17 protein-coding genes are annotated in these 24,085 nt (G+C 32.9%); 5 read left to right on the forward strand and 12 right to left on the reverse strand.

Annotation, left to right across the window (positions count from 1 at the left end; translation table 11 throughout):
- Positions 1 to 88 precede the first annotated feature (88 nt).
- On the reverse strand, positions 89 to 3,952 hold the full coding sequence (locus LNP27_RS03610; protein WP_229943146.1) for a TIM-barrel domain-containing protein: 3,864 nt from the start codon (positions 3,950 to 3,952) through the stop codon (positions 89 to 91).
- Positions 3,953 to 4,146: 194 nt separating this feature from the next.
- The gene (locus tag LNP27_RS03615; protein WP_229943147.1) at positions 4,147 to 4,695 is read right to left on the reverse strand and encodes a hypothetical protein; all 549 of its coding nucleotides are present in this window, start codon (positions 4,693 to 4,695) and stop codon (positions 4,147 to 4,149) included.
- A gap of 527 nt (positions 4,696 to 5,222) precedes the next feature.
- On the opposite strand from LNP27_RS03615, the gene LNP27_RS03620 reads away from it, so the two are divergent.
- Both LNP27_RS03620 and LNP27_RS03625 read left to right on the forward strand, forming a co-directional pair.
- Positions 5,223 to 6,347 carry a PQQ-dependent sugar dehydrogenase gene (locus LNP27_RS03620; protein WP_229943148.1) on the forward strand — a complete coding sequence of 375 codons (1,125 nt, stop codon included), beginning with the start codon at positions 5,223 to 5,225 and terminating at the stop codon, positions 6,345 to 6,347.
- Positions 6,348 to 6,350: 3 nt separating this feature from the next.
- Complete coding sequence (locus LNP27_RS03625) at positions 6,351 to 6,797, forward strand: c-type cytochrome (protein WP_229943149.1); 447 nt, start codon at positions 6,351 to 6,353, stop codon at positions 6,795 to 6,797.
- Positions 6,798 to 6,809: 12 nt separating this feature from the next.
- On the opposite strand, the gene LNP27_RS03630 is transcribed toward LNP27_RS03625, so the two are convergent.
- Complete coding sequence (locus tag LNP27_RS03630) at positions 6,810 to 8,825, reverse strand: TonB-dependent receptor family protein (RefSeq protein WP_229943150.1); 2,016 nt, start codon at positions 8,823 to 8,825, stop codon at positions 6,810 to 6,812.
- 403 nt (positions 8,826 to 9,228) lie between these two features.
- Between LNP27_RS03630 and LNP27_RS03635 the strand changes: the two genes are divergently transcribed.
- The 3 genes from LNP27_RS03635 (at position 9,229) to LNP27_RS03645 (ending at position 13,591) form a co-directional block, all read left to right on the forward strand.
- Positions 9,229 to 10,257 carry a hypothetical protein gene (locus LNP27_RS03635; protein ID WP_229943151.1) on the forward strand — a complete coding sequence of 343 codons (1,029 nt, stop codon included), beginning with the start codon at positions 9,229 to 9,231 and terminating at the stop codon, positions 10,255 to 10,257.
- A gap of 15 nt (positions 10,258 to 10,272) precedes the next feature.
- Positions 10,273 to 11,118, forward strand: a complete 846-nt coding sequence (locus LNP27_RS03640; RefSeq protein WP_229943152.1) for a polysaccharide deacetylase family protein — start codon at positions 10,273 to 10,275, stop codon at positions 11,116 to 11,118.
- Between the two features lie 229 nt (positions 11,119 to 11,347).
- A complete protein-coding gene (locus LNP27_RS03645; RefSeq protein ID WP_229943153.1) occupies positions 11,348 to 13,591 on the forward strand; it encodes an inorganic phosphate transporter in 2,244 nt (747 codons plus the stop codon).
- Between the two features lie 481 nt (positions 13,592 to 14,072).
- Here the strand turns inward: LNP27_RS03645 and LNP27_RS03650 are convergent, their stop codons facing one another.
- The 9 genes from LNP27_RS03650 to LNP27_RS03690 form a co-directional block, all read right to left on the reverse strand.
- Complete coding sequence (locus tag LNP27_RS03650) at positions 14,073 to 15,326, reverse strand: murein hydrolase activator EnvC family protein (RefSeq protein ID WP_229943154.1); 1,254 nt, start codon at positions 15,324 to 15,326, stop codon at positions 14,073 to 14,075.
- Between the two features lie 26 nt (positions 15,327 to 15,352).
- On the reverse strand, positions 15,353 to 16,138 hold the full coding sequence (gene lolB1 / locus LNP27_RS03655; RefSeq protein WP_229943155.1) for a lipoprotein insertase outer membrane protein LolB1: 786 nt from the start codon (positions 16,136 to 16,138) through the stop codon (positions 15,353 to 15,355).
- Positions 16,138 to 17,487 (reverse strand): tetratricopeptide repeat protein, encoded by a 1,350-nt coding sequence (locus LNP27_RS03660; protein ID WP_229943156.1) that lies wholly within the window; start codon positions 17,485 to 17,487, stop codon positions 16,138 to 16,140. The genes lolB1 and LNP27_RS03660 overlap by 1 nt, the downstream gene beginning before the upstream one ends.
- A gap of 42 nt (positions 17,488 to 17,529) precedes the next feature.
- A complete protein-coding gene (locus LNP27_RS03665) occupies positions 17,530 to 18,540 on the reverse strand; it encodes a sugar phosphate nucleotidyltransferase (protein ID WP_229943157.1) in 1,011 nt (336 codons plus the stop codon).
- 187 nt (positions 18,541 to 18,727) lie between these two features.
- Positions 18,728 to 19,162, reverse strand: coding sequence for a dUTP diphosphatase (dut, locus tag LNP27_RS03670; RefSeq protein ID WP_229943158.1), 435 nt, complete (start codon positions 19,160 to 19,162; stop codon positions 18,728 to 18,730).
- Positions 19,163 to 19,381: 219 nt separating this feature from the next.
- Positions 19,382 to 20,848, reverse strand: a complete 1,467-nt coding sequence (locus LNP27_RS03675; RefSeq protein WP_229944029.1) for a lipopolysaccharide biosynthesis protein — start codon at positions 20,846 to 20,848, stop codon at positions 19,382 to 19,384.
- Between the two features lie 111 nt (positions 20,849 to 20,959).
- Positions 20,960 to 21,421: a hypothetical protein gene (locus LNP27_RS03680; protein ID WP_229943159.1), complete on the reverse strand. Its 462-nt coding sequence runs from the start codon at positions 21,419 to 21,421 to the stop codon at positions 20,960 to 20,962.
- Positions 21,422 to 21,432: 11 nt separating this feature from the next.
- Positions 21,433 to 21,876: a GNAT family N-acetyltransferase gene (locus tag LNP27_RS03685; protein WP_229943160.1), complete on the reverse strand. Its 444-nt coding sequence runs from the start codon at positions 21,874 to 21,876 to the stop codon at positions 21,433 to 21,435.
- Positions 21,877 to 21,970: 94 nt separating this feature from the next.
- Positions 21,971 to 23,794: a family 10 glycosylhydrolase gene (locus tag LNP27_RS03690; protein ID WP_229943161.1), complete on the reverse strand. Its 1,824-nt coding sequence runs from the start codon at positions 23,792 to 23,794 to the stop codon at positions 21,971 to 21,973.
- Positions 23,795 to 24,085 lie beyond the last annotated feature (291 nt).

The following is a 24,085-nucleotide window of genomic DNA, read 5'->3' on the forward strand; positions in this document are numbered from 1 at the left end:
TTATTTGTACAGACGAAAAATCCCAAAATAAAAAGCCCTTTCTCGCAAAAGAAAGGGCTTTTAGAATTAATACTCTTTATAGTTCTTACTATAATTTTAGTGTATTCAAATTTTTATCCACTAACATCATTTGTAAAGGTTTCAAACTAAAGTTTACTTTTTGTTTCGCTTTCAATTTGATGATAAACAAATCTGAACTTCCCTCTAAAGCTTCTTGTTTTCCAAGGTTTATAAAAGCAGGATACAAAACTTTTTCACCGTTAGAGTGTAGTCTGTCGTTCGTTAAGTTCTCCATTTTCTTAGTATTCAACGATTGGATTCCAATAAATTCATAATCTTTAGTACTATAGGGAAGTGCAAAACTCAACGCATTTACCGATTTTAGATTCTTACCTGAAACTTTAACTTCGATGATCTCATCTTTATTATAGCTTTGCTTAGCAGTTGTCAAAGCAAGTTTTCCTGCCAGATTTTCAATTTTAGCATCGCTAATTCCACCATCTATTTGAGTAGCGACTACTGAAACATCATAAGCATCAATTAGCTTGTTTTTATTTACATCACCATTACTTACATAGCCTTCAAAATCAGCATCACCTTGTCTTAATCCCATATAATTGATATAAGAAGTAAGGTCATTTCTATCAATCAATCTATCATTGTTGATGTCTCCTGGACGGTAACTCTCCGTTCCTGGCACTTTGAAAACGTATAATTCACGACCAGTACCAAAATTGCCAACTCCTTCGCTAACAGTAATTTTTATAAAACGAACTGATGGTTGGTTGCTAAATTTAAAGGTTTTAACATCTGAGTTATTTTTCCATTCAAATTCACCAGCTTCAGTCCAATCCTGTTTGTCATGGCTGTAATATACTTTTCCTTTTCGTAAATTACCGTTTCCACCACTCATTCTTGGTAAATAATCAAATTTATCTAGTTGATTGATTGTATTTAAGTCGATAACCATTTCAAAAGGAATTGCATTTGCATCCCATTTTGTATGCCACATATTAGCCTCATCATAATCAAATAACTGTTCAATTCCTGATCCGTCTTGATCTGCCACATTTAATGTTGCGGTAATTCCACTGATGGCAAATTCCAAAGGATTGTTTTTCGTTTTAGCACTGAAAGTTGTCCAAGGTGAATTTCCGCTTTTGTTTACTGCTCGCACTTTAAAAGTATAATCAGTTTCAGCATTTAATCCGTCAAACAATAATTCAGTTCCTTTGATTGTAGTATAAGACATATCGTTGAATTCTACTTCATAGAAATCGGCATTAGTAACTTTATTCCATGTTGGTTTCAAAGTATAAGGTTCTGCATTTGCATCAGAAACTATTGCATTTGCTGGAGCGGTTAATGTACCACTACTAATTTTATAATTATCAACAGGCGTAAAAAGGAAACCTTTTACTTCAACAGTTACTCCATTTTCAGCTGTATTTGTCGAAGCTAATTTTACTAAAATCTGTGGATTTTTAGTGATTTTTACATTTTCAAATTCACTTCCTTTTGTTGCAAACTGGTTCAAATTTGGAGCAGCATCATAGAAATATACATTTTCTTTACTTGCATAATCTGCTAGCGAAGTTGCCTTTGCCAATTTACTTTTGCTGTTCCCAATTTTAGCCATTAGCTTTTTAGGCTCTTGCGTTACATTAATCTTAAATTCGGTTGCTTTTTCTTTTACAAAACCATTAAAATCTCCTTTTGTTGGTTGGATTGTGATGGTAGCTTTATCCTTTTTAACTTCAGATTCGATTACTGTAAAAGTTCCTTTTCCAGCTTTATATGCTTCAGAAATTCCATCGTCATCATATTCTGTAAAAGACGACTTTCCTTCAGGATAAATTTCATAAATACGCAATTTAGTATTGATTTCAGCCACATTGTTATTTGGATTCACCATTGGGATAATAGCTCCACTTTTTACAAAAACAGGCAATTTCCACACTGGACTATCAAATTCATTGATGATACGATTTCCTTCATATTTTTCTCCGCTAAAGTAATCTATCCAAGTTCCTTCTGGTAAATAGATTCCGTTGCGAATATCATTTCCTTTATCATCTGATTTTGTAGCTTGATAAATAGGTGCCACTAAGAAATTTGGCCCATACATAAACTGGTATTGGGTTGCTTTTCCTTGAGTGTACGCATTTTTAGATTCTAAAAACATCGGTCTTATGATTGGCAAACCATCTACGGCTTCCTTTGCAATACTATATGCGTATGGCATAAGCTCTGATTTCAATTTCAGATAATGTCTGTTGATTGAAGTCACCGGTTCGTCTAAAGCATGTGGATATTTTGGGTTAGAACCCCATCCATCCATATTCAATTGCATGGGTGTAAAGGTTTTCCATTGAAAATCTCTAGTGTTTACAATTGGATTTTTACCACCAAAAATTCCATCTACATCCGAAGTAATGTTAGGTTGCCCTGACAATCCCGAACCTAAATAAGTAGGAATGTGAAAACGAATGTATTCCCATACACCGCCAGTTTGATCTCCTGACCAAATAGTTGCGTAACGTTGTGTCCCGGCCCAACCGTCAAGCGAAATGATAAATGGTCTTGCATCATTACCGTATTTCGGCATAATAATTCCCGCATCGGCAACACCATTTAATCCAAAAGAATAGCCTTCTCCAACCCACGCCACATCTGTTTTAAGCACACGAACGCCCGCATCTCTAACTTCTTTAATAATATCTCTTTGCAATAGCGCACTTATTCCCTCTTTTGGATGAAGATCTGATTGTGTCCAAAGACCAATTTCGACCCCATTTTTTCGAGCATAATCGCCTAAGCTTTTTAGGTTTTGAATGTTTCCATCCAAAGTTTCTGTTTGACCATAACCAGCTCCGTAACCATCATTTGGCAAAATCCAACCTAAGGGCATGTCGTGTTTTTTGTAACGATCGATAACGCCACGAGCCGAGAATTGATAATTGTTTTTTTCGCCGTTCAAAGATTCCTTAATTCCAGTATCATCTTTTTGACTTTCTGAATAGGTTTTTCCGTCTTCAAATAAAATTCCTTTTGGTGATTCTTTCCAATAATCGCGGTTGTAAGCATTTAAATGTCCTTCGTAAAAACCAAATTTTGGTAACAAAACCGGATTTCCTGTCAACTGATAAAAGTCATTCAACAAGCCCGTTACCGGCTCATTAATCATAAAGAAAACATCTAAATAATCAGTTTCATGAGAAAGTTGTACGCTACCTTTTGCTTTAGCGCCAAAATCATATTTCCCCTTTTTGAACGTGTACCACATCATTCCATATCCATTAGAAGACCAATAATAAGGATTTGGCGACGCTACACCACCATCAGTCCAGCTATTTTGATTTTCTATAGAAATTGCTTTTCCTTTGTGTGAAAAACGACCGTTTTGGACACCTCCACCATAGAAATATTCGGTAGGATTTTCTTTTAAAGTTAAGGTAACTTGTTTTTCTTCAAATGCAGGAAGTGCAGTTTCTTCAACAATAACGGCTTTAGTTTTTGAATCTATGATTTTGAACAGAGAAGTGTTTTTGTCAAAAATAATTTCGATTGCTGCTGTTGCAATAACCAACTCTTTTGCTTGATCACTGATGCTCAAAGAAGCAACCGATTTTCTAGGATTTTCAACCAATATATGTGCTTCCTGTTTTGCTTCTGGAGTGCGCATTGCTTTTCCAGAATTATCTTGGAACAATCTAAAAATGTTAACGCCATAGAAATCGAAAAGCATTTTTTGATTGTTTGAAAAAGAAACCTCAATAGTTGTTGGATTGATTTTCGCTGCTCCAATAACGTGTATATTAGTTTGCGATATCGCTTTGACAGTTTGATTTTCGTTGAGTTGTTGCGCTTGAAGATTGCTGATCGAGATGCTTGAGGCTACAGCAAATAAAACGCTGGCAATAGGTTTACCATTCCAGAATTTTGTTGTCATTTTAGATTGTTTTTGTTTTTCGTAAAATTAACCATCCAAAACGAAGAAACAAATCCATTTGTTGACTATTTCCTGATGAAACTGCGTAAATAAAACTTTATTGTTATAAAAAAACGAAAGTAAAAAACAAAATTAGCTAAAGAGTTTAATTAAATACAGAACAGTAATTTAGATGCGTTCTCTAATAAAAAGCATCAGAATTCTAGCAGCTTACTACCATTAATGGTTGCATAAAAATCGTTTTCAATACCTTTTAACTTGAGATAATTTACTATGGAATGCAACGGAGATTTAGTTTCAAATCGTCCAAAAGTAGTGACGTTAATAAACACATAATTTTGATCAAAAAAAATCGTTAATGATTTTCCCCAATTAAATAAGCCGATGTTTTTTTTACTCCGTAAAGAGTTTAATCCTTTGTCATTAATTTGTAAATCAGGGAATTTTTTTGACACAATTTCTACAAATAATTTTCGGTTTATTTCTGGATTTGGTATTTCAATTTTCACTAATTTATAGATATAATACCACGAAATTAAAACAAGAATATTTACAGAAATTAATGCAATAGCCGCGTATTGATTTATTTCATTTTTTGGATTTAACAGTAGTGCTATTGTGGAAACAGTCCAAAAAGAATAAATAATAATTTCGGCAATTTTATCAAAATAATATTCCCAATTTCTTTTGAAAATCATTCTTTCTTTTTGAATGGTCATCTCCTTGTCTATTCTGATACTCATACCGTTTCTGTCTAATTTATAATCTCCAAAACTCTTTCTTCATTTATTTATCATTCCTAATCGAATTTCAAAATTAAGAAAAATAAAACTTGGCACTACAATTTTTAATTTAATAATTCAATTAACTACAAATAGGCTGTGCGAAAAGTAATTTTCGGACAGCCTCGATTTTAACTATTATTTGGGCCAATAAAACACGGCTCCTAAAAATTGATAGTTTTAAAAATAAGATAGTTATCGAATAAGTGACAAACGAATACCCAACAGAAAATTGATCTGCGAACACACTTATAATAATATGTAAAACAAGCATTTTTTTTAGTAATTTTGATTATTGACTAAAAAAATGGTTTGTCTTTTAAAACTTTTATAAAATACGATTTTAATACTTAACATAATTTTGTTGCTTTTGATTTTTAGTACTTTAAAAAAATAATTAAAGATTGTAGCATTTTTGTAAAGTAGAATATACAGTAATTAAAAGTACCTTTATAACTGGTTTCTCTTCGTAATTAAAAATCAATATCATGAAAAAATGTATAATTCCTTGTCTCTTTTTATTTTCTTTACTTACTGTTAGTTGTGAAGCGCAGGTAAAACCGAACGACATACCAGTAAAAGAAGATTCAAAAAACTACAAATTAGAAACTGTAGCCGCTGCTATTGCAATTCCTTGGGGAATGGTTTGGTTGCCTGATGGAAGCATGCTAGTAACTGAAAAAAGCGGTACACTTTACCACATTAAAAACGGTTCAAAAACAGACGTTACAAACGTTCCAAAAGTATATTCCCGTGGACAAGGTGGATTGTTAGACATTGCTTTACATCCTAAATATGCAGAAAACGGATGGATTTACATGACTTTTGCATCAGATGAAGGCGAAGGAACAGGTGGTAACACTAAACTTATTAGAGCAAAGTTATTAAACGGAAGTCTGACTCAAATCGAATCGCTTTACAAAGCCACTCCCAACACTACAAAAGGACAGCATTTTGGCTCCAGAATCACATTTGACAACGATGGTTATCTGTATTTTTCAGTTGGCGAAAGAGGAGATCATTTTGTAAATCCTCAAGATATAAAACGAGATGGTGGAAAAATTTATCGATTAAATGATGATGGTAGTATTCCAAAAGACAATCCTTTTCTAGGTCAAGCTGGAGCTAAAGAAGCAATGTATACCTATGGGAATAGAAATCCACAAGGAATGGCAAAAAACCCCATAACAGGTGAAATTTGGGCACATGAACATGGACCAAAAGGTGGTGATGAAATTAATATCATAAAAAAAGGTGCTAATTATGGATGGCCTTTAGTTACTTACGGAATCGATTATGACGGAACGACAATTAGTAAAGAAAGTGAGAAAAAAGGAATTGAAAAACCTCTTTATTACTGGGTTCCATCTATCGCACCAAGCGGAATGGCTTTTGTGACCAGTGATAAATATCCAGATTGGAAAGGCCATTTGTTAGTAGGTTCTCTAAAATTTGAATACTTAGAATTATTAAAATTAAAAGGAAACGAAGTTATTGAAAGGCAAAAAATTGCAACTGGAGTTGGTCGAGTTCGTAATGTCGCTCAAGGACCAGATGGTTACATTTATATGGGAGTTGAAGGAAAAGGAATTGTAAAAATCATACCAAATTAAAAGATGCTAGTAACGAAATTAATTTTAGGATTTAAAATAATAGTACTAGGAACTATCTCCTTTAATAATCCTTTCCATAAAGATACTTATAGCGATATAAACCCCAAAGGTAGCACTGTATCAAAATTCCAAAACCCTGGAAAAGAAATATACACTGATTTTTGTATTCAATGCCATGGTTCTAATGGTAAAGGCGACGATAAGAACTTCCCTCCTCTTGCGGGATCAGACTGGTTGACTGCAAAGAGAACTCAAAGTATTGCTGCTGTAAAGTTCGGGCAAAGTGGTGCTATAATTGTAAACAAAAAAAACTACAATGGCAGCATGCCGGCAATGGGACTTTCGAATGAGGAAATCGCTGATGTGATGAATTACGTGATGACTTCTTGGGGTAATAAGCAATCTAAAATTGTGACAGAAAAAGAAGTTGAAGCTATTGCAAAAAAATAATTTTATACCCTTTTAAAAAAGATAGGCTACTGATAAACCTCCGTAATAATTGATAGGATTTCCAGGATAAAAATACCGTGGTGCAGCAGAACCAAAACCAACTGCGTTAGGCAAAATATTAGCTGCATATTTAGTATTAAATACATTATTAATTCCTGCGTTCAGTTCTGTTTTTAAAACTTGAAGAATTATAAACGCATAAGTAGTTTTAATATCAAGCAATGAATATCCTTCGCTATACTTTGTATTGGAATCATTCAATGGAATTTTTGCCATCGTTCGGAAGGAAGTGTTTACGCTAAAACCGTACTTTGTGATTACATCCAATCCAAAATTTAATTGATTTTCAGGAACTCCCGTTAATTGATTACCCGAATAATCAACATCATTATCTATAAATTCCTTGAATTTAAAATCATTAACTGCACCAGAAATATAAGGTGTGATTTGGAATAGTTTATCGTCTAAAAGTTTATAATTCAATAAAAACTCTATTCCAGTATGCGAACTACTACCAGCATTAATCCCCACATATTGATCATCAGCCGTACGTCGTGCTACTAGTAGATTTGTAATTTGTGTGCTATAAAAAGTAACTTCGGTGTATAGTTTATTTTCGAGCCAATTTCCTTTGAATCCCATTTCGTAATTCACACCTATTTCTGGTTTTAAATCAGTATTTATTTGACCTGCAGGAGTTAGTGTTTCTGAAACTGCAGGAACCGAAAATCCTTTACTGACTGCTATAAACATGTTTTTTCCATTACTTACTTTGTATGACAAACCCATTCGAGGCGACCAAATACTTCCAAAAGTAAATGGTGTTTTTTGAGCCACACTATTTTTATCGAAAACATCTTCTAAAGCATATTTTGTTTTATTGAAGGCTACTCCAGTTTCAAGATGGAGTTTTCCAGTAAGCCACAGCTCCATTTGTAAAAAATAATTGCTATAGTTTCTGTTTTGGTTGATAGCACTGAACTCGTCTCCTTGAATACTTCCTTTACCAGGCTGTGATTGATATAAGTTTTTAAAAAGTGAGAATTCGTAATTTTCTTTTAGTAGTTCAGTTCCGAAACTAAACTCGATAGGCATCAAAAATAATTGTGTCGCATAATTCACATTCGTACGAAAGCCAACAGAACTAGTTTTATCTTCTAAAATATCAAATGGTCTAGGTTCATACGCTTTTTTGAAATTAGAAAAAACGCTGGTTTGTAGTGACCATTTTTCTGAGAATTGATGATCATATCCCAATCCCAGCATCAATTTATCATAGGATTCAAATCCTTTTGCAGCAGCCCAAGTACTTGCGGCTTTTTCAGGATTATTTTTTAAATCTGTTTCGTTTATAGAACTTGGAATAAAAGCCTTCAAGCGCGTAAAAGTTCCCAGAAAAGATAAATTCCCATTAGAACTGATTTTTTGTTTTCCTTGCAAGTTAAAGGATTTCCTCTTGTAGGAGCTGTTGGTTCTAAACCCATCTATCGCAATATCATTGTGGCTAGCGTACAAATTAGTTTTAGAATCACTAAAGCCTGCAGAAAGCCTTTGTTGCAACAATCCGAAATTTCCAAAAGTAACTGTTGATTTTCCAAATTTTTCCATTAAAGGAGTTTCTTTTGAAAACAACTGAATCACTCCTCCCAATCCAGAACCAAAACTAGTAGTATTAGGTCCTTTTATAATTTCGATTTTCTCGATTGAAGCGAGATCAATATCTTCAATTGTAGTTTCGCCTTCGCCAGAAGTAAGTGGAATTCCATCAAAATATGCCTTTATTTTATTTGTACCATATTGCGATCTTGCGCCAATTCCACGAATAGTAATTCTATTAGTATTCAAAGCGCCTTGTTGCATAGTAATCCCTGGGATTTTATTCAAAACAGGAGTTAATATAATCCCATCCGTTTTGTTAATGTCAACACTAGTAATTACGGCTACTGAAGCAGCAGCATTCTGAAGAGAGAGTTTTATGGGAGAACCTTTCAAAATAATTGTTGACAGTGCTACCGTGTCTTTCTGCACTTGACTAAAAAGACATGTAAAACTGAGGAAGAAAGTAATTAGTAGTAGGTGGTTCTTATACAATTGACACGATATTAAAATGAATTAGAAAAGTATAAAATTACTATTTTCTTTCTGCATCTAAAAGACTAGAAAATTACATCGTAAAATAAATAATTATTGAATGTGAAATGTGATCAAAATTGCGTTTACAATCGCAATATTTCAACAAAAGTTATGTCAAATTCACTTAAATTATAAAAGGATAATTTAAACTGTAAATTATATAAAAAATAGCACTTTGAGACATAACTTTATTAGTTTTTTGATTCTTTAAAAAACATATATTTGTCCTATATTTAAGAATTAAAAATTTCTTTAGAATTGTTTTATTCGTTTCATCATTAAACAACAAGAGTTCCCTATGAAAAAATTATCAATTGCACTAATCACCATTCCTATTTTGTTGTTAAGTACGATGGCTTGCAACCGCAGTAAAGCAGCTGATGCGGAAAATAATAGCGATACATCAGAAACCTCAAAATCCGATTCTATAGAGAAAAAATCAGTTCTTACTTTAGATACTCTTGATTACAACAAAAGAATGGTAGCCATGAGCAACAACGATACAACTGGCCGATGGCCTGTTAAGGCGCCATACCCTTTGCCTGGAGCAATCTTACCGTACAACAGAATAATTGCTTATTATGGAAATTTATATTCTACAAGAATGGGAATATTAGGCGAAATTCCTAGAAAGGAAATGCTAGCTAAGCTTCAAGGAGAAGTTGATAAATGGCAAGCGGCTGATCCTACTGTAAAAGCAATTCCTGCTTTGCATTACATCGCTGTAACCGCTCAAGGTGCTCCAGGAAAAGACAATATGCACCGAATGAGAATGCCTTTTAAACAAATAGACACTATTATAAAATGGGCAAAACCTATTAATGCATTAGTATTTGTAGACATACAAGTAGGTCACAGCACCGTGAAAGCGGAAGTAGCGCAATTTGAACAATATCTTTCGATGCCTAATGTGCATTTAGGTATTGATCCAGAATTTTCTATGAAAGGCGGAGAACGTCCTGGTTCTAAAATTGGACATTTTACTGCTGCAGATATTAATGATGCAATTGATATTCTTGCCGACATTGTTCGAAAAAACAAACTAACTCCTAAGGTTCTTGTCGTTCATCGCTTTACACAAGGAATGGTTAAGAATTATAAAGACATCAAAATAGTTCCTGAAGTTCAAGTCGTAATGGACATGGATGGCTTTGGTAGTAAAGTGCTTAAGAGATCAACCTATTTACGTTATATTTACAAAGAACCTGTTCACTTTACTGGTTTTAAATTGTTCTATAAAAATGATAATAAAAACGATTGGACTATGTACACTCCAGAGGAATTAATGAAATTTACTCCAAAACCAATTTACATTCAGTACCAATAATTTACTTTTTACATTATGAAAAATAGTATTTCGATCCTTTTTTTAGGACTTTTTTTACTAGTTGGTTGCCAATCAGGAACAAAAGAAGCAAAACCTGAATCAGCTGTTGAGAATGATACGGTTTCAGTCAAAAAAATTGAGACTAAAAAGGTGATGGCAGATGCAGCGACAATTCTATCTAAAAAAGAGGTACCGATATTATGCTACCATAATATTAGAGAATTTAGCAATACGGCAAGCGACGTGATGAAAACTAATACGGTAAAACCTGCTGCATTTGCCGCTCAAATGAAAACATTATCGGATGCTGGTTACCATACGATTCTGCCGGAACAGTTATACAATTATCTCGCATTTGATGGCCCTTTACCAGAAAAACCTATTATGATTACTTTTGACGATACTAGAATAGATCAATTCACCAATGGTGCTGCCGAAATGAAAAAATACGGCTTTAAAGGGGTGTTTTTCATCATGACAGTTGCTATTAATCGTCCAGGGTACATGACTAAGGAAGAGATAAAAAGCTTGTCTGATGATGGACACGTTATAGCATCTCATACGTGGGATCACCACATGGTAACTAAATATTCGGGCGAAGATTGGAATACACAATTTGTTAAACCAAAAGCAAAACTAGAAGATATTATTGGTAAACCAGTAACGGACTTTGCTTATCCTTTTGGTTTATGGAATACAGCAGCAATACCAGAACTAAAAAAGAGCGGTCATAAAATGGCTTACATTTTATCAACTAAAAGAGATTCTATTGATCCACTATATACCATCAGACGTATTATAATTTCAGGAACGTCTTCCACTCAGGGAATGGTAAAATCTATTGAATCCTCTTTTAAGTAAAAAATAAATCTTGTTTTAAAAGAAACTTATAAAAAGTAGTATAGTATTCCGAAGAATATTTGCTACTTTTTTTTGATTAAAAATAAATTTCTTCCCTTACATCTGATCTAGAATTGATACAAATTGCTGTTTTAGATGAACTTGATAATCTCTGCATTTAATAACATTAAGTTAACATGTAAACAAAATTCTTAAAGGACTTTTGTATAAAATTAAACTTTACTTTAAAATGGAGCAGATTTACATAATAATGTTGATTGCATTAGGGGTTTTGGCAATAATTGATTTAATGGTTGGCGTGAGTAATGACGCGGTGAATTTTTTAAATTCTGCGATAGGATCAAAAGCAATTTCATTTAAAACTACAATGATTGTTGCAAGTTTAGGTGTTTTAGTTGGGGCACTGTTTTCTAGTGGGATGATGGAAATTGCTAGAAGTGGAATCTTTGTACCTAGTATGTTTAGTTTTGATGATGTCATGATTATTTTCCTTGCGGTAATGATCTCTGATATTTTGTTACTAGATGTTTTCAACTCATTGGGATTGCCAACATCTACTACTGTATCTATTATTTTCGAATTATTAGGAGCCGCAGTCTGTTTAGCGCTTTATAAAATTTACACTTCTGATGAGACATTAGACCATTTAGGAATGTACATCAACACTAAGAAAGCTTCTACGATTGTTTATAGTATATTACTCTCTGTGATTTTATCGTTCTCTTTAGGTAGTTTAATTCAATATATTTCAAGGCTTATATTTACTTTTCACTACGAAAAAAAGCTAAAGTATTTTGGCGCCATTTTCGGCGGTGTTGCTATTTCAGCCATCACATTTTTTATATTAATCAAAGGATTAAAAGATGTTTCATTTATAAGTAAAGAGCAATCCAAATGGATAACTACACATCAGTTACTAATTTTAGGTGTTAATTTTGCATTCTTCCTAGCACTTTCTCAAATATTGATCAGTTATTTTAAAGTCAATATTTTAAAAGTAATTATTCTGATTGGAACATTTGCTTTAGCATTGGCTTTTGCTGGAAACGACTTGGTAAACTTTATTGGAGTGCCAATTGCCGCGTTTAATTCATATGAAATTTTACAGACAAGTGGTCTTTCTGGAGATAAATTAATGATGGGTGCTTTAGCAAATGATGATATTGTAGCTCCATTTTACTTTTTACTTTTGGCTGGTATTGTAATGGTAGTCACATTATGGACGTCAAAAAAAGCACGAAGTGTTATCGAAACTGAATTAAGTTTATCAAGACAAAGTGAGGGTGTCGAGAAGTTTACACCTAACACTGCTTCTCGTTTTATTGTTAGATTTGGAGTTTACATCGGTCAAGCGATTAATGTTTTTTTACCAAAAAAATTACAAATAAAAATTGATAGCCGATTTATCAATGTCGAGAAATCAACGAAAAAGTCAAATGACGAACCTGCTTTTGACATGGTAAGAGCGTCAGTAAACTTAATGGTTGCAAGTATTTTGATTGCAATTGGTACATCATTGAAACTACCGTTGTCCACAACCTATGTAACTTTTATGGTAGCAATGGGTAGTTCATTCGCCGATAGAGCTTGGGATAGAGAAAGTGCAGTTTATAGAATTGCAGGTGTTTTTAAAGTTATTGGAGGTTGGTTTTTTACAGCAATTATCGCATTCGTATTAGCTTTAATCATGGCTTATATTTTAAAAGTTGGTGAAGTTTTCGCTTTCGTTGGTTTACTCCTTATGTTAGGAATCATGCTTTATAAAAGTTCTAGAAAACATAAAGAAAAGGTTAAAAACGAAGAAGAAGTTAAAAGCTTACGCAGAGAAGATATAGGAACTGTAAAAGACATGATTACCGAAAGTTCAGCGCAAATTTCTAAAGTATTTCGTAAAACGAGTGCCTTATACTCCAACTTAGTTGACAACTTAGGCTTAGAGGATTTAGCTAAATTAAAAGAAAATAAAAAAGACCAGAAGAAGTTAGAAAAGGAAATTGATGAGTTAAAAAGCAATGTATTTTACTTAATAAAAAATCTAGATGACAATTCAGTTGAAGCCAGTAAATTCTACATTCTGATACTGGGTTATTTACAGGATATGGTTCAATCTATTGATTTTATTACTTCTAATAGTTACTCTCATGTAAATAACAATCATAAGAGATTAAAATTCAATCAAATCAAAGGATTGAAAATAATTGATAAGCAACTGCAGCAATTGCTGCTTTCGCTAGAAGAGAGTTTTAAAAATGAGGATTTTAACACAATTGATCATATTTTAAATGACAAGCAAATTTTATTAGATACGGTTTCTGAATTGATTACTAAGCAAATAAAAACGATTCGTACTACTGAAACAAGTCCGAAAAACAGCAAGTTGTATTTCGCTTTATTACTGGAAGCAAATGATTTAGTGAAGTCTATTACGAATTTATTAGAGTTATTTAAAGAGTTTAATAAGTTGAATAAATAGTAATTGTACAATAACTTTATTTACAATTTGGGAAATATCGGTCAATCCTAAAAATCTTGTTTTCATTAGAATCATAGATTTATTAACTTCCTATTTGTCACGCTGGAAGCATCTCTACTAACATCACAATTGATAGTTGAGACGCTTTCAGCGTGACAATTTTAGTAGATTTAGCAAAGTTGGACAATTCTCAATTGTATTACTCTTTTAATCGTTGATACGCTTACAGCACGATAATTATGACTGTTATTTTTGGAAAACCCTTTACAGATTCACAGCTAACTTTTATAAAAAAACCATTTAGCGCATTAATTTTAATTAAGCTTACGTACTGCTTAATTTTATTAATGGTTTAAAAAAACGAGACGCTTTCAGCGTAAAAATTTGACTTCCCTCAAATCAATTGATTCAAAGAAATAAAAAAAACACTATTAAATTCCTCAGAATTCGATAGTGCTTTTTCATTATAAACTAATTGATTTTATCTTCCTGACAACCAACCTTCAGGGTTGTTATAGGTCGTATTTTGTAAAATTAAGAATTTAATAACCGTTTTTCCCGTCTCTCCATTAGTTCTTACCGTACCAATGCTTTGCTTAATTCCTACTTTATCACCTTTACTCACACTTACAGAACTAAGGTTTTGATACACCGTAAAGTAATCTCCGTGTTGTATCATTACCGCTTTGTTTACTGGTGATAAAACGATAACACTAGTTACTTCACCACCAAAAACTGCTCTTGCTGTGGCACCTCGATCTGTAGTAATCTCTACACCACTATTATGTACTGTAATCGTATTAAACAAAGGATGCGTTTGATTTCCATACCCTAAAGACACGTAACCTTTCTCCACTGGATAAGGTAATCTTCCTCTATTGGCTCTAAAATTATCTGCAATAATTTTAGCTTCAGGAGTCAATTCAATTTTAGAAGATGATACAGCTGCTTTAGAAACTGGAGCACTAGGATTCGCTTTTGCTTTTTCTAACGCTGCTTTTCTATTGGCAGCAGCAATAGCTTCACGAATTAATTTATTAATCTGCCTGTCGATTGTTCTATATTCTTGTTGCTTCTTACCAATTTCCCTAGAGATTTTAGTTTTATCTTTCTTAAGAATATTAACCAATTTCTGTTGCTCTTGCTTTTCTTTTTCTAGTGATAGTCGTTCTTTTTCATTTTCAGCAATTAATTTTTGCTTAGCTGTTTTTTGGACGTCTAGTTTATTATTAAAAACAGTTAGCTTTTCCGACTTGGTTTTTATTTCCTCTCCTTGCATTTTTCTATAACCAGTATATTGCTTCATATACTGCGCTCTTTTATATGCTTGTAAAAAATTTTCTGATGATAATATAAACATAGCTCTACTTTCCTCGGACCTGCTTTTATATGATTTTAAAATCATTTTAGCATAATCTTCTTTTAGTTCAGCTAGCTCTTTTTTTAGTTTATTAATCTGCATTTGATTAATATACATGTCATTACTAATCAATTTAGTTTGCTTTTCAGTAGTATTTATCAAATTTTCTTTTAGCTTTATTTTCGTGCTTTGAATAACCACTACGTTAACAGCTGATTTTTCTTTGCTCTTTACACTTTGCAATAATTTTTCATTTTCTCGAATTTCTTTTTGAATTTGAGCTTTTCTTGCTTCTAATTTTTCTTGTTGAGAATCCTGACTCCACACTAATGAAGTCGTACATATAAAAATAAGGCTTAGGAGAAATTTTGGCATGTTGAAAAAATATTGTTTTTGCAAATTTACTTAATTATAATTCTTTTGTACCCTTTTGGGACACTATAAGGAAAAGAAAGTTCTTCGTTGAAAGACACTGAGTTGTATTGTAGATTAATTTCAGTATTTCCTTTCTTCTGAAATGTATTAATAAGAACCGATGAAGGCAATGTAGCCTCGTTGTAAACCTTGCTGTCGGCGTAAGCAACTTTAATCATACGCTCTTCAGCAGTTTGTGTGATTTCTTGTTTTTGAACTAAAAATTTATCTGCATCTAAAAAGAATGATTTCTTTGTATTTTTATTCGACGCATCATCTAATCTATAGGTTTGATCTAGCAGCGATTCTAAATATTTCCCTTTTGTCAAATCATCAATAGCTTGCCCTAATAACATATTTTGGATCTTATTGTAATCCAAGTCTGTTCCTAACCATTGGCTTAAGCTAGTAAAATCACCTTCAAAATATTTTCCTCCCAACTTTTCATAATAACTCACAGATGTAGGCGTAATCAAGGCTTTAGCCATTGTTATTCCTAAGACGCGAATGCTTACTAATATTTGTTCATCTTTCTTGATTTTGATCTCTGCAGAAACATTCTGAGTCTGCTTATCATCAACATATCGCGCACTTGACTTAATATATAATGTAGAAAATTGAGTTTTATTGTTGTAATAATTTTCTATTATTTTTTTGGCAGTCATATAATTAGCCTCTTTAACAGGTTCATTACTTGCCGCAACTGCTATAGCTTTTGTTTTACATGAAACAGTAAAAACCGTAAGTGCTACTAATAGTGCTATTTTTTTCATTATTTTTTTTCTTTTAATAATTGATTGGCTTTAGAGAAAAACAACTCTTTTTTCTTACTATCGCCTAAACCACTATAGGCTTCTCCTAATTGAATATTGAAATTTATTTCTAATTCCTTGTTCTCCACTACATAATCCATGCCCATTTCCAATAAATCTTTTGCTTTTTTAAATTCCTTTAACTGATTATAGGCCATACCAGCATAATAATAAAACTGTGGTTGAGTTGGGAAAGTTTCAACCATCACCACTGCTTTTTTTACTACAACATCAAATTGTTTATTTTCACTTAATGCTTGAAGCAAAAGGAAATTCGTTTGAACAGATTCCTCAGACTTGTCACTTATTGATTTTTCGTAATATTTTATGGCTTTATCAAATTGCTTTTTAGAGTGGAAATATTTTCCTATTTCCACTCTAACTTCAACTGATTTATCATTGTCAAAATAACCAACGGCTTTCTCCAAATCACTTGAATACTGCGGGTTTTTTTCTGAAAAAATCAGAAACTCATTTAAGATTCTATGTTTAATTTTAGAATCGATTTTGGAACTAGCTAAAACAGTATTCATAGCGCTTATCGCTTTCGGACCATTATTAGCATCTAAATAATTTTTGAATAAAGTAACTTGTGCCCACTCTGAATTTGGGATTGCTTTTTCTAACTTTTTGACGATATCAAAAGCTTTTACTTCTTCATTATTTTTAGAATACAAAAATATCAAACTGATATAATTAGCCTCTTCGCTAGGATATTTTTCTATTAATGAAACTAAATTTTTAATCTCTACATTCTGAAATTTCCCATTTGACAGAATTTGGCTTTTAAACAATTCCCTTCTGTCTGATTTTCCGTAAGTATCATCAAGTTCCTGAATTAAAACCAATGCTTTTTCTAACTGTTTTGTAGCCATATAAAGCGATGCCAAATCTTCTTTGTACTTATTATCAAATTCGATTAGTTTATTGATTACAGCAATTCCTTGATCGAAATTTTTAGTTTCGTACGTTACATCGTACATTCCTACCCAGAACCATTTATTTTTTGGATCTATTTTGGCGGCATTTTCAAAATAATTATAGGCGTTTTTATAATCCTTTAATGCTAAATAGTTTTTCCCTAACTCGTAATTAACCGTTGCATTATTGGGCTTAAATTTATCAGCCTTATCCAAAGCGACTATCGCTTTATCATAATTCTCAATTCCTTTTTGAAGTAACGATTCATAAAAAAACTCTTGAAATTGATCCGTATCCAACTTAATTTCCTCTGGCTCCGTTTGCGCCCAAAGCAAAGCCGAATTGCATTGCAAAACCAGAAATAAAATCATGTAAAACGGTCTTTTCATAATTCTTTTTTTCTCCTGTAATTTTTGGAGAGTGAGTGTAAATTACTCTAAAACAGAATAATCTCCAATACTTATATTTGTAAAATCACCATCGAAACTTGCATGATTACCAATCATAGCATTGTCTAAATTCGCATTTTTAATATGAGAATGTGTTTGTACTAAACTATTTTTAATAGTACTATTTTGTATATGACAACCATCTCCTAAAGAAACGTTTGGTCCAACAGTTGCGTTAATCAAAATCACATCTTTGCCAATATAACACGGCGGAATAATAGTTGAATTTTCGATTTTTACGTCGTGATCTACTAAATATTCTCCGTCATTGTGCAAGAATCCTAACATTCTAGAATTAGTGTCTACGGTTACATCTTTGTTACCACAATCCATCCACTCCGATACTTTTCCAGGAACAAATTTCATTCCTTTAGCCATCATTTGTTTGATACCGTCATTAATTTGGTATTCTCCACCGTGGATAATATTGTTGTCTAAGACTATTTGCAATTCGTTTTTTAGAACAGTAATGTCTTTGAAATAATAAATTCCTATTACAGCAAGATCAGATACAAATTCCTTTGGTTTTTCTACTAGTTCTACTATTTCATTCGCTTCATTCAGTTTTACTACACCAAAAGCTTCTGGTTGATCGACTTGTTTTACCCAAATCACACTATCAGCATCTTTATCTAAATCAAAATCTGCACGAATTAATGTATCAGCATAAGCAATAACCGCTGGTCCGCTTAAAGAATCTTTGGCACACATAATCGCATGACCAGTTCCTAAGGCTTCGTTTTGGTAATAAATTGTTCCTTTAGCACCTAATTTAGTGGCAATTGCAATTAATTCTTGCTCCACTTTTTTACCAAAACTTTCGTGAATAATAAAAGCTACTTCCTCGATATCTTGTTGTAAAACACCAGCAATATCTTCAACCAAACGGTGAACAATAGGTTTTCCAGCAATAGGAATTAACGGTTTAGGAATAGTTAATGTGTGTGGACGAAGGCGTGATCCACGGCCCGCCATAGGTACGATTATTTTCATATTATTTTTTTTAACCGCAAACTTCACGAAGGTTTTTCGTAAAGTTTACGAAGATTTTTATTGTTTTTTAGCCACAGATTGAACTGATTTCCGCAGATTTTTATATGGTTTAATTAAAAATTTTACTGAATATAATCGTGTTAAGAACAACTATTTTGCAACTAGCCGCAAAACTTTCTACTGAACACTACTTCACTCCCGTGCTTCCAAAACCACCTTCTCCTCTGGAAGTTTCTGTTAGTTCTTGCACTTCGATCCAGTCTGCACGTTCGTGTTTAGCGATGATCATTTGTGCGATGCGCTCTCCGTTTTGAATTACGAAATCATCATTTGATAAATTTACTAAAATCACTCCAATTTCCCCACGATAATCAGCATCAATCGTTCCAGGTGCGTTTAATACTGTAATTCCGTTTTTAGCAGCAAGACCACTTCTAGGGCGCACTTGCGCTTCGTAGCCTATAGGCAAAGCGATGAAAAGACCTGTTTTTATAATAGCTCTCCCTAGCGGTTTTAGCGTTATTGATTCGGTTATATTAGCTCTTAAGTCCATTCCTGCTGAAGCTATAGTTTCATAGTTTGGTAAGGCGTGACCTGATTTGTTTATAATATTTATTGTCATTTTATCTTGTTTTATAGAACGAAGAACACGTTTCTAAATTAGTATTTCTTTTATTACTGAGCTCTAGCCGCGATGGAAGTGGAAAGCCTTTTTTTATAAAATTGTATTTTTTCTTGTACAAAAAGAGCGATTGGAAGAAGCTCCTTTTTGTGCTTAGAAAAAAACGATTTAGGAAAAAGCTTGAAACGTACAGCGCGATTAGCTCCTAGAAAATAACATTTAATTTGGTTTTCGTTTTAAAATATTAGTTAATAATTCTTTTTCGTTGTGGTATATAAAATACATGAATAGCAGTAATAGCGGGATTCCGACGAAATAATTTTCTCGAAAACCATAAAATGAAATCGCAGAAAATCCGATGGAGACCAACAAATAAACGGAGATTTTATTGATGTCGTACGGAATAGGGTAATACTTATTTCCGAAATAATAAGAAATCCCCATCATGCTTCCGTAGGCCGCAATTGTGGCAATTGCTGACCCGTAATAGCTCATAGTAGGGATTAATAAGTAGTTAAGCACTAATGTTATCATTGCTCCCACAATTGATATATAAGCGCCATAATGTGTTTTGTCGATCAGTTTGTACCAAACTGAAAGGTTAGTATAAATTCCCAGAAAGAAATTTGCTAGAATGATAAGTGGCACCACTTTCATTGCTTCCCAATAAGAAGAATTTTGAATCATTATAATTTTTAGAATATCAGCAAAAACAATTACTGACAGTAAAATAAACGAACCAAAAATCACAAAATACTTGGTAATAGTAGCATACGTTTGAGGTGCATTTTCATTTGAAGCATGGCTAAAAAAGAAAGGTTCTATTCCTAAAGTGTAAGCCATACGATATAAAACCATGAATAAACCCAGTTTGTAACAGGCGGAATATACACCTACTTCTGATACGGCGATATTTGAAGGTAATAAGTAACCTAGTAGGATTTTGTCGAATTGTTCGTTAATGGCAAATGCTATTCCGGCTACCATAATAGGCATTCCGTATTTCATCATTTGTTTCCACAATTTATAATCAAACTGCCATTTTAGTTTGAAATAAGTAGGCGAAAGCACTAAGAATGTCAGCAAACTAGCAACAATAAGAGAAACGAAAATATATCCTATTTGGAAATTCTCGATATAAAAAGTACTTAAGAAATGTTCTGGATTTGATTTTGCAATTGCTGGTAACGAAATCAAAAAGAAAATATTTAGAAATAAATTGACTGCTACGTTTCCAATTTTTACAATTGCATATCGTATGGGTTGCTGATTGACTCTTAGCTTAGAAAACGGAACAATTACCAACGCATCGAGTACTAATATCCAAATTGTATAAGTGATAAATTGCCCATCGATTCCAGACCACTTGGTTATTGTGTTTTGAGATAGTAGTGAAATTACCAAAAAGATGAAGGAAGTCCAAAAAATAGAAATCGAAGTGGTTTCCACAACGGCACTTTTATTTGTTTCCTTATTATAAAATCTAAAAAAGGCAGTTTCCATTCCGTATGCTAGAATAACATTAAAAAATATCATGCCGGCAAAAATGATAGAAATTTTTCCGTATTCCTCTTTTGGAAGTAAATCTGTGTACAATGGAACCAATAAAAAACTGAACATCCTCGGAATCACTGTCGCCAATCCGTAAATAGCCGTTTGTTTAAAAAGGTTTTTATATAATCCCAAAGTGGTTGTGTGTATTAAAATTAAAGGAACAAAAATAACCAAATCTTTCATTTAATCATCTGAAGTGATTGATTGTTTTGAAAGAGCAAAAGCGATTCAGTTTTGAAAACACTATTTAGTTCTTTTTTCTGTGATGTTTGTGATTTTGAAGAACTGTGTTTTGTTGTTATTCTTAAATTCTACCACCGCTTCATTACTTTTTAATTCGAATTTAGATTTTTCAATAATAGGAGCTTTATTGCCATATTCCTTAGCAGAATTTGAATCTAAAATAAAATCGTGCTTTTTGTTTCTATCTTTAAAGTGAGCAACAAAAGCGCTTGTAGTGATTTCAACAACTGCAGCCGACTGTTTTTGAAAATATATTTTCTCTAACTTTATAGTAGGTGCGAGTGGTTTTTTGAATTCGATATAAAAGTGTATTCCATCCTCTTTATTTGACAACTCTATTTTTTGGTAGAAAACAGAATGTATTTCCTGCGGAAATTCTGATTGCAATTCTTGTTTCATAGCACAAAAAGTAAGGCTGATTGAGATAGTAAATAAGGAAATTATTGTTGCAAATTTTTTCATTGGTACTAAATTTAACTTAACCCGTCTGGATCTAAAATCTTTAAAAAATGAAACCCTTTAGGCGCATATCCTTGATTGTAATAAAAACGGTGTGCTGCAAAATTACCGGTAAACGCGTCTAATACGATCATTGTACAACCGGTTTCTTTTGCTTTAGCATCAATATAATCCGTCATCATCTTGCCAACTCCTTTTTTGCGGTGATCGGGATGCACTATAAAATTGTCTATCTCTAAATACTTACCCGACCAGAGTTTTGTTCCTGACCACAATCCTGAAACTCCTATACAAATACCATGCTCAAAAACCGCAATTTGTTTGTAATTATGCGGTATCATTTCAGTAAGATAGGAATCGTATTTCTCTAAAGTAAATTTGGTGTACAAATGCTGCATAACTTCAAACTGATCCAGCATTTCTTGTTTAGTAGAGAGTTCTTCTATTTGTAGTTTCATTCTTTTTGCTAACTTTAATCTTGTAAAGTTAAACAAAAAAAAGCCATCTCAAATTTTGTGTTGAGACGGCTTTTTTTGGTAAAATATATTTTATTTACTTTTTAATTATTTTAAAACTCTCACTGCTACCATTTTCAAAAGTAACTTTAACGAAATAAATCCCACCTGCAAGATTTGTAGGATTAACTACGATCTTTGAATTTATGTTGACATCATAATATTGTTGCCAAACTTGTTTTCCTGTTCCTTCGTAAATACTAACAAGTGCCGTATTTGATATTGATTCATTTAAATTAATAGTAAATTCAGTATCAAAAGGATTTGGATACACACTTAATAATAGACTACTATCTAATTTAAAATCATCATTTCCTAAGCTAGGATCATAAGTGCCGGCTTCGTTATTATTTTTGTCTAACGCAGTTACTATAATAAATTTATTATCAGCTTGGTCTTGTGTTAAGATATATTGATTACTAGCCGTAATCTCAATTATTTTAGAACCATCATCTTTGTTAGTTACAGCTTCTGCAGCATTACTGAAAGCATAAATTACATATTTCACAGGCAAATCACCGTCTGCCGCAGCTGCAGGAGTACTCCACGTTAGCGTTGTACCTGTTTTGATTATGTTTGCAGGTGGATTTGGACAAATCGCATCTTTACCGGGTATTGGTGGAGCAAAAGATTTGTACTTGTACTCTGCTAGGAGAAGATTTGTATTAATTGACTTTGAATTGTTTTTTATCGAAGCGTAGCTATACGCAATTTGCCCAAAAGCAGCATCCATAGTTGATGATCTGTTGTGTATAATTTGATTTTGCATCTCAGAAGAAGCAAAATTATTAGAATCATCCATTTTATAATACGCTTGGCTTAAATACAATTGCTTGTTTCTAGTTTTCACCTGATCATTCCACCATTGTGTAAGTTTTATATAATCCTGTGGTCCTGTAATCTTCCAGTATACTTGTGGCGCTAAATAATCTACTTTCCCAGCATCTAGCCACGCAATTGGATCATAAAATAACTCATTAAAATGGGAGCCTCCAGATATTCCAGTTGGAACGCCACTCTTCCAAATTCCTGATGGACTCACTCCAAAGACGATGTTCTTGTTTAAGTTAGTATTGATAACTTGGATTGCATCATATACCATTCCTATCATAAGTTTACCATTTTCCCTTCTCCAATCAGCCAATGAAAGATTGTTAGGATTATTATCAATAAAGGTTTGTTTGTCTTGATTGTCTGGAACTGCTTTCATGAAACTACCTGGATAAAAATAATCGTCAAAATGGATTCCATCTACATCATATCGAGTGGCAATATCTTGAATGATGGATACAATATGGTTTCTAACTGCAGGCAAACCTGGGTCTAAAATTTTTAGATTCACATTAGTCGCGGCTGTTAACACCCATGACGGATTAGTATTTGATGGATGACTAGCTGCATTCGTATAAGTACCGTTCTTGGATCTATAAGGATTAATCCATGCATGTAAATCAAGTCCGCGTTTATGTGCTTCCGTAATCGCAAATGATAAAGGATCCCACAATGGATTTGGAGCAAGACCCTCGGTTCCTGTTAAATAATAAGACCACGGCTCTAATGTAGAGGCATAAAGTGCATCTCCTGCGGGACGAATTTGAAAAAAAACAGTATTGTAGCCATTGGCTTGTAAGTTATCTAAAATACTGATCAACTCCGCTTGCTGAACAGCCGGACTGGCAGTTTTACTAGTAGGCCAGTTCAAGTTGAAAACAGAAGCAAGAAAGACACCTCTTAAATCTCTTTTAGGTGTGCTTTTACTAAACTCTGCCCCTTGAAGGCACTGGGAATTTGCAGATAGTACGCAAAAAATCAAACAGGCGCTAAATGTGGCTTTTAATGTCTTTAGAGTAGTTTTCTTCATATTAATGGTTGTAATTAGTTAAAATTCATCGGTTTATAATTAAATAAATAAAAGTTAAATATAATAAAGATTCTAATAAAAATAATTTGTTATGCGTTTTATTTAATAAAAAATAGCCAATAACGCATAATAACGCAAAACTATTTTTTATACTACGACTACTATTTAATTTACAAAAGCAAGGATACAGGAGTTCGACAACAGATTTGTTGCGAATATTAGCTAGATCATAGGTCAGGTTTTTTAGAAATAAAGCACAAAAAAAGGCGATTGAAACAAGTTTCAATCGCC

This window comes from Flavobacterium galactosidilyticum (genome assembly GCF_020911945.1).
In the GTDB taxonomy this organism is placed as follows: Bacteria; Bacteroidota; Bacteroidia; order Flavobacteriales; family Flavobacteriaceae; genus Flavobacterium; species Flavobacterium galactosidilyticum.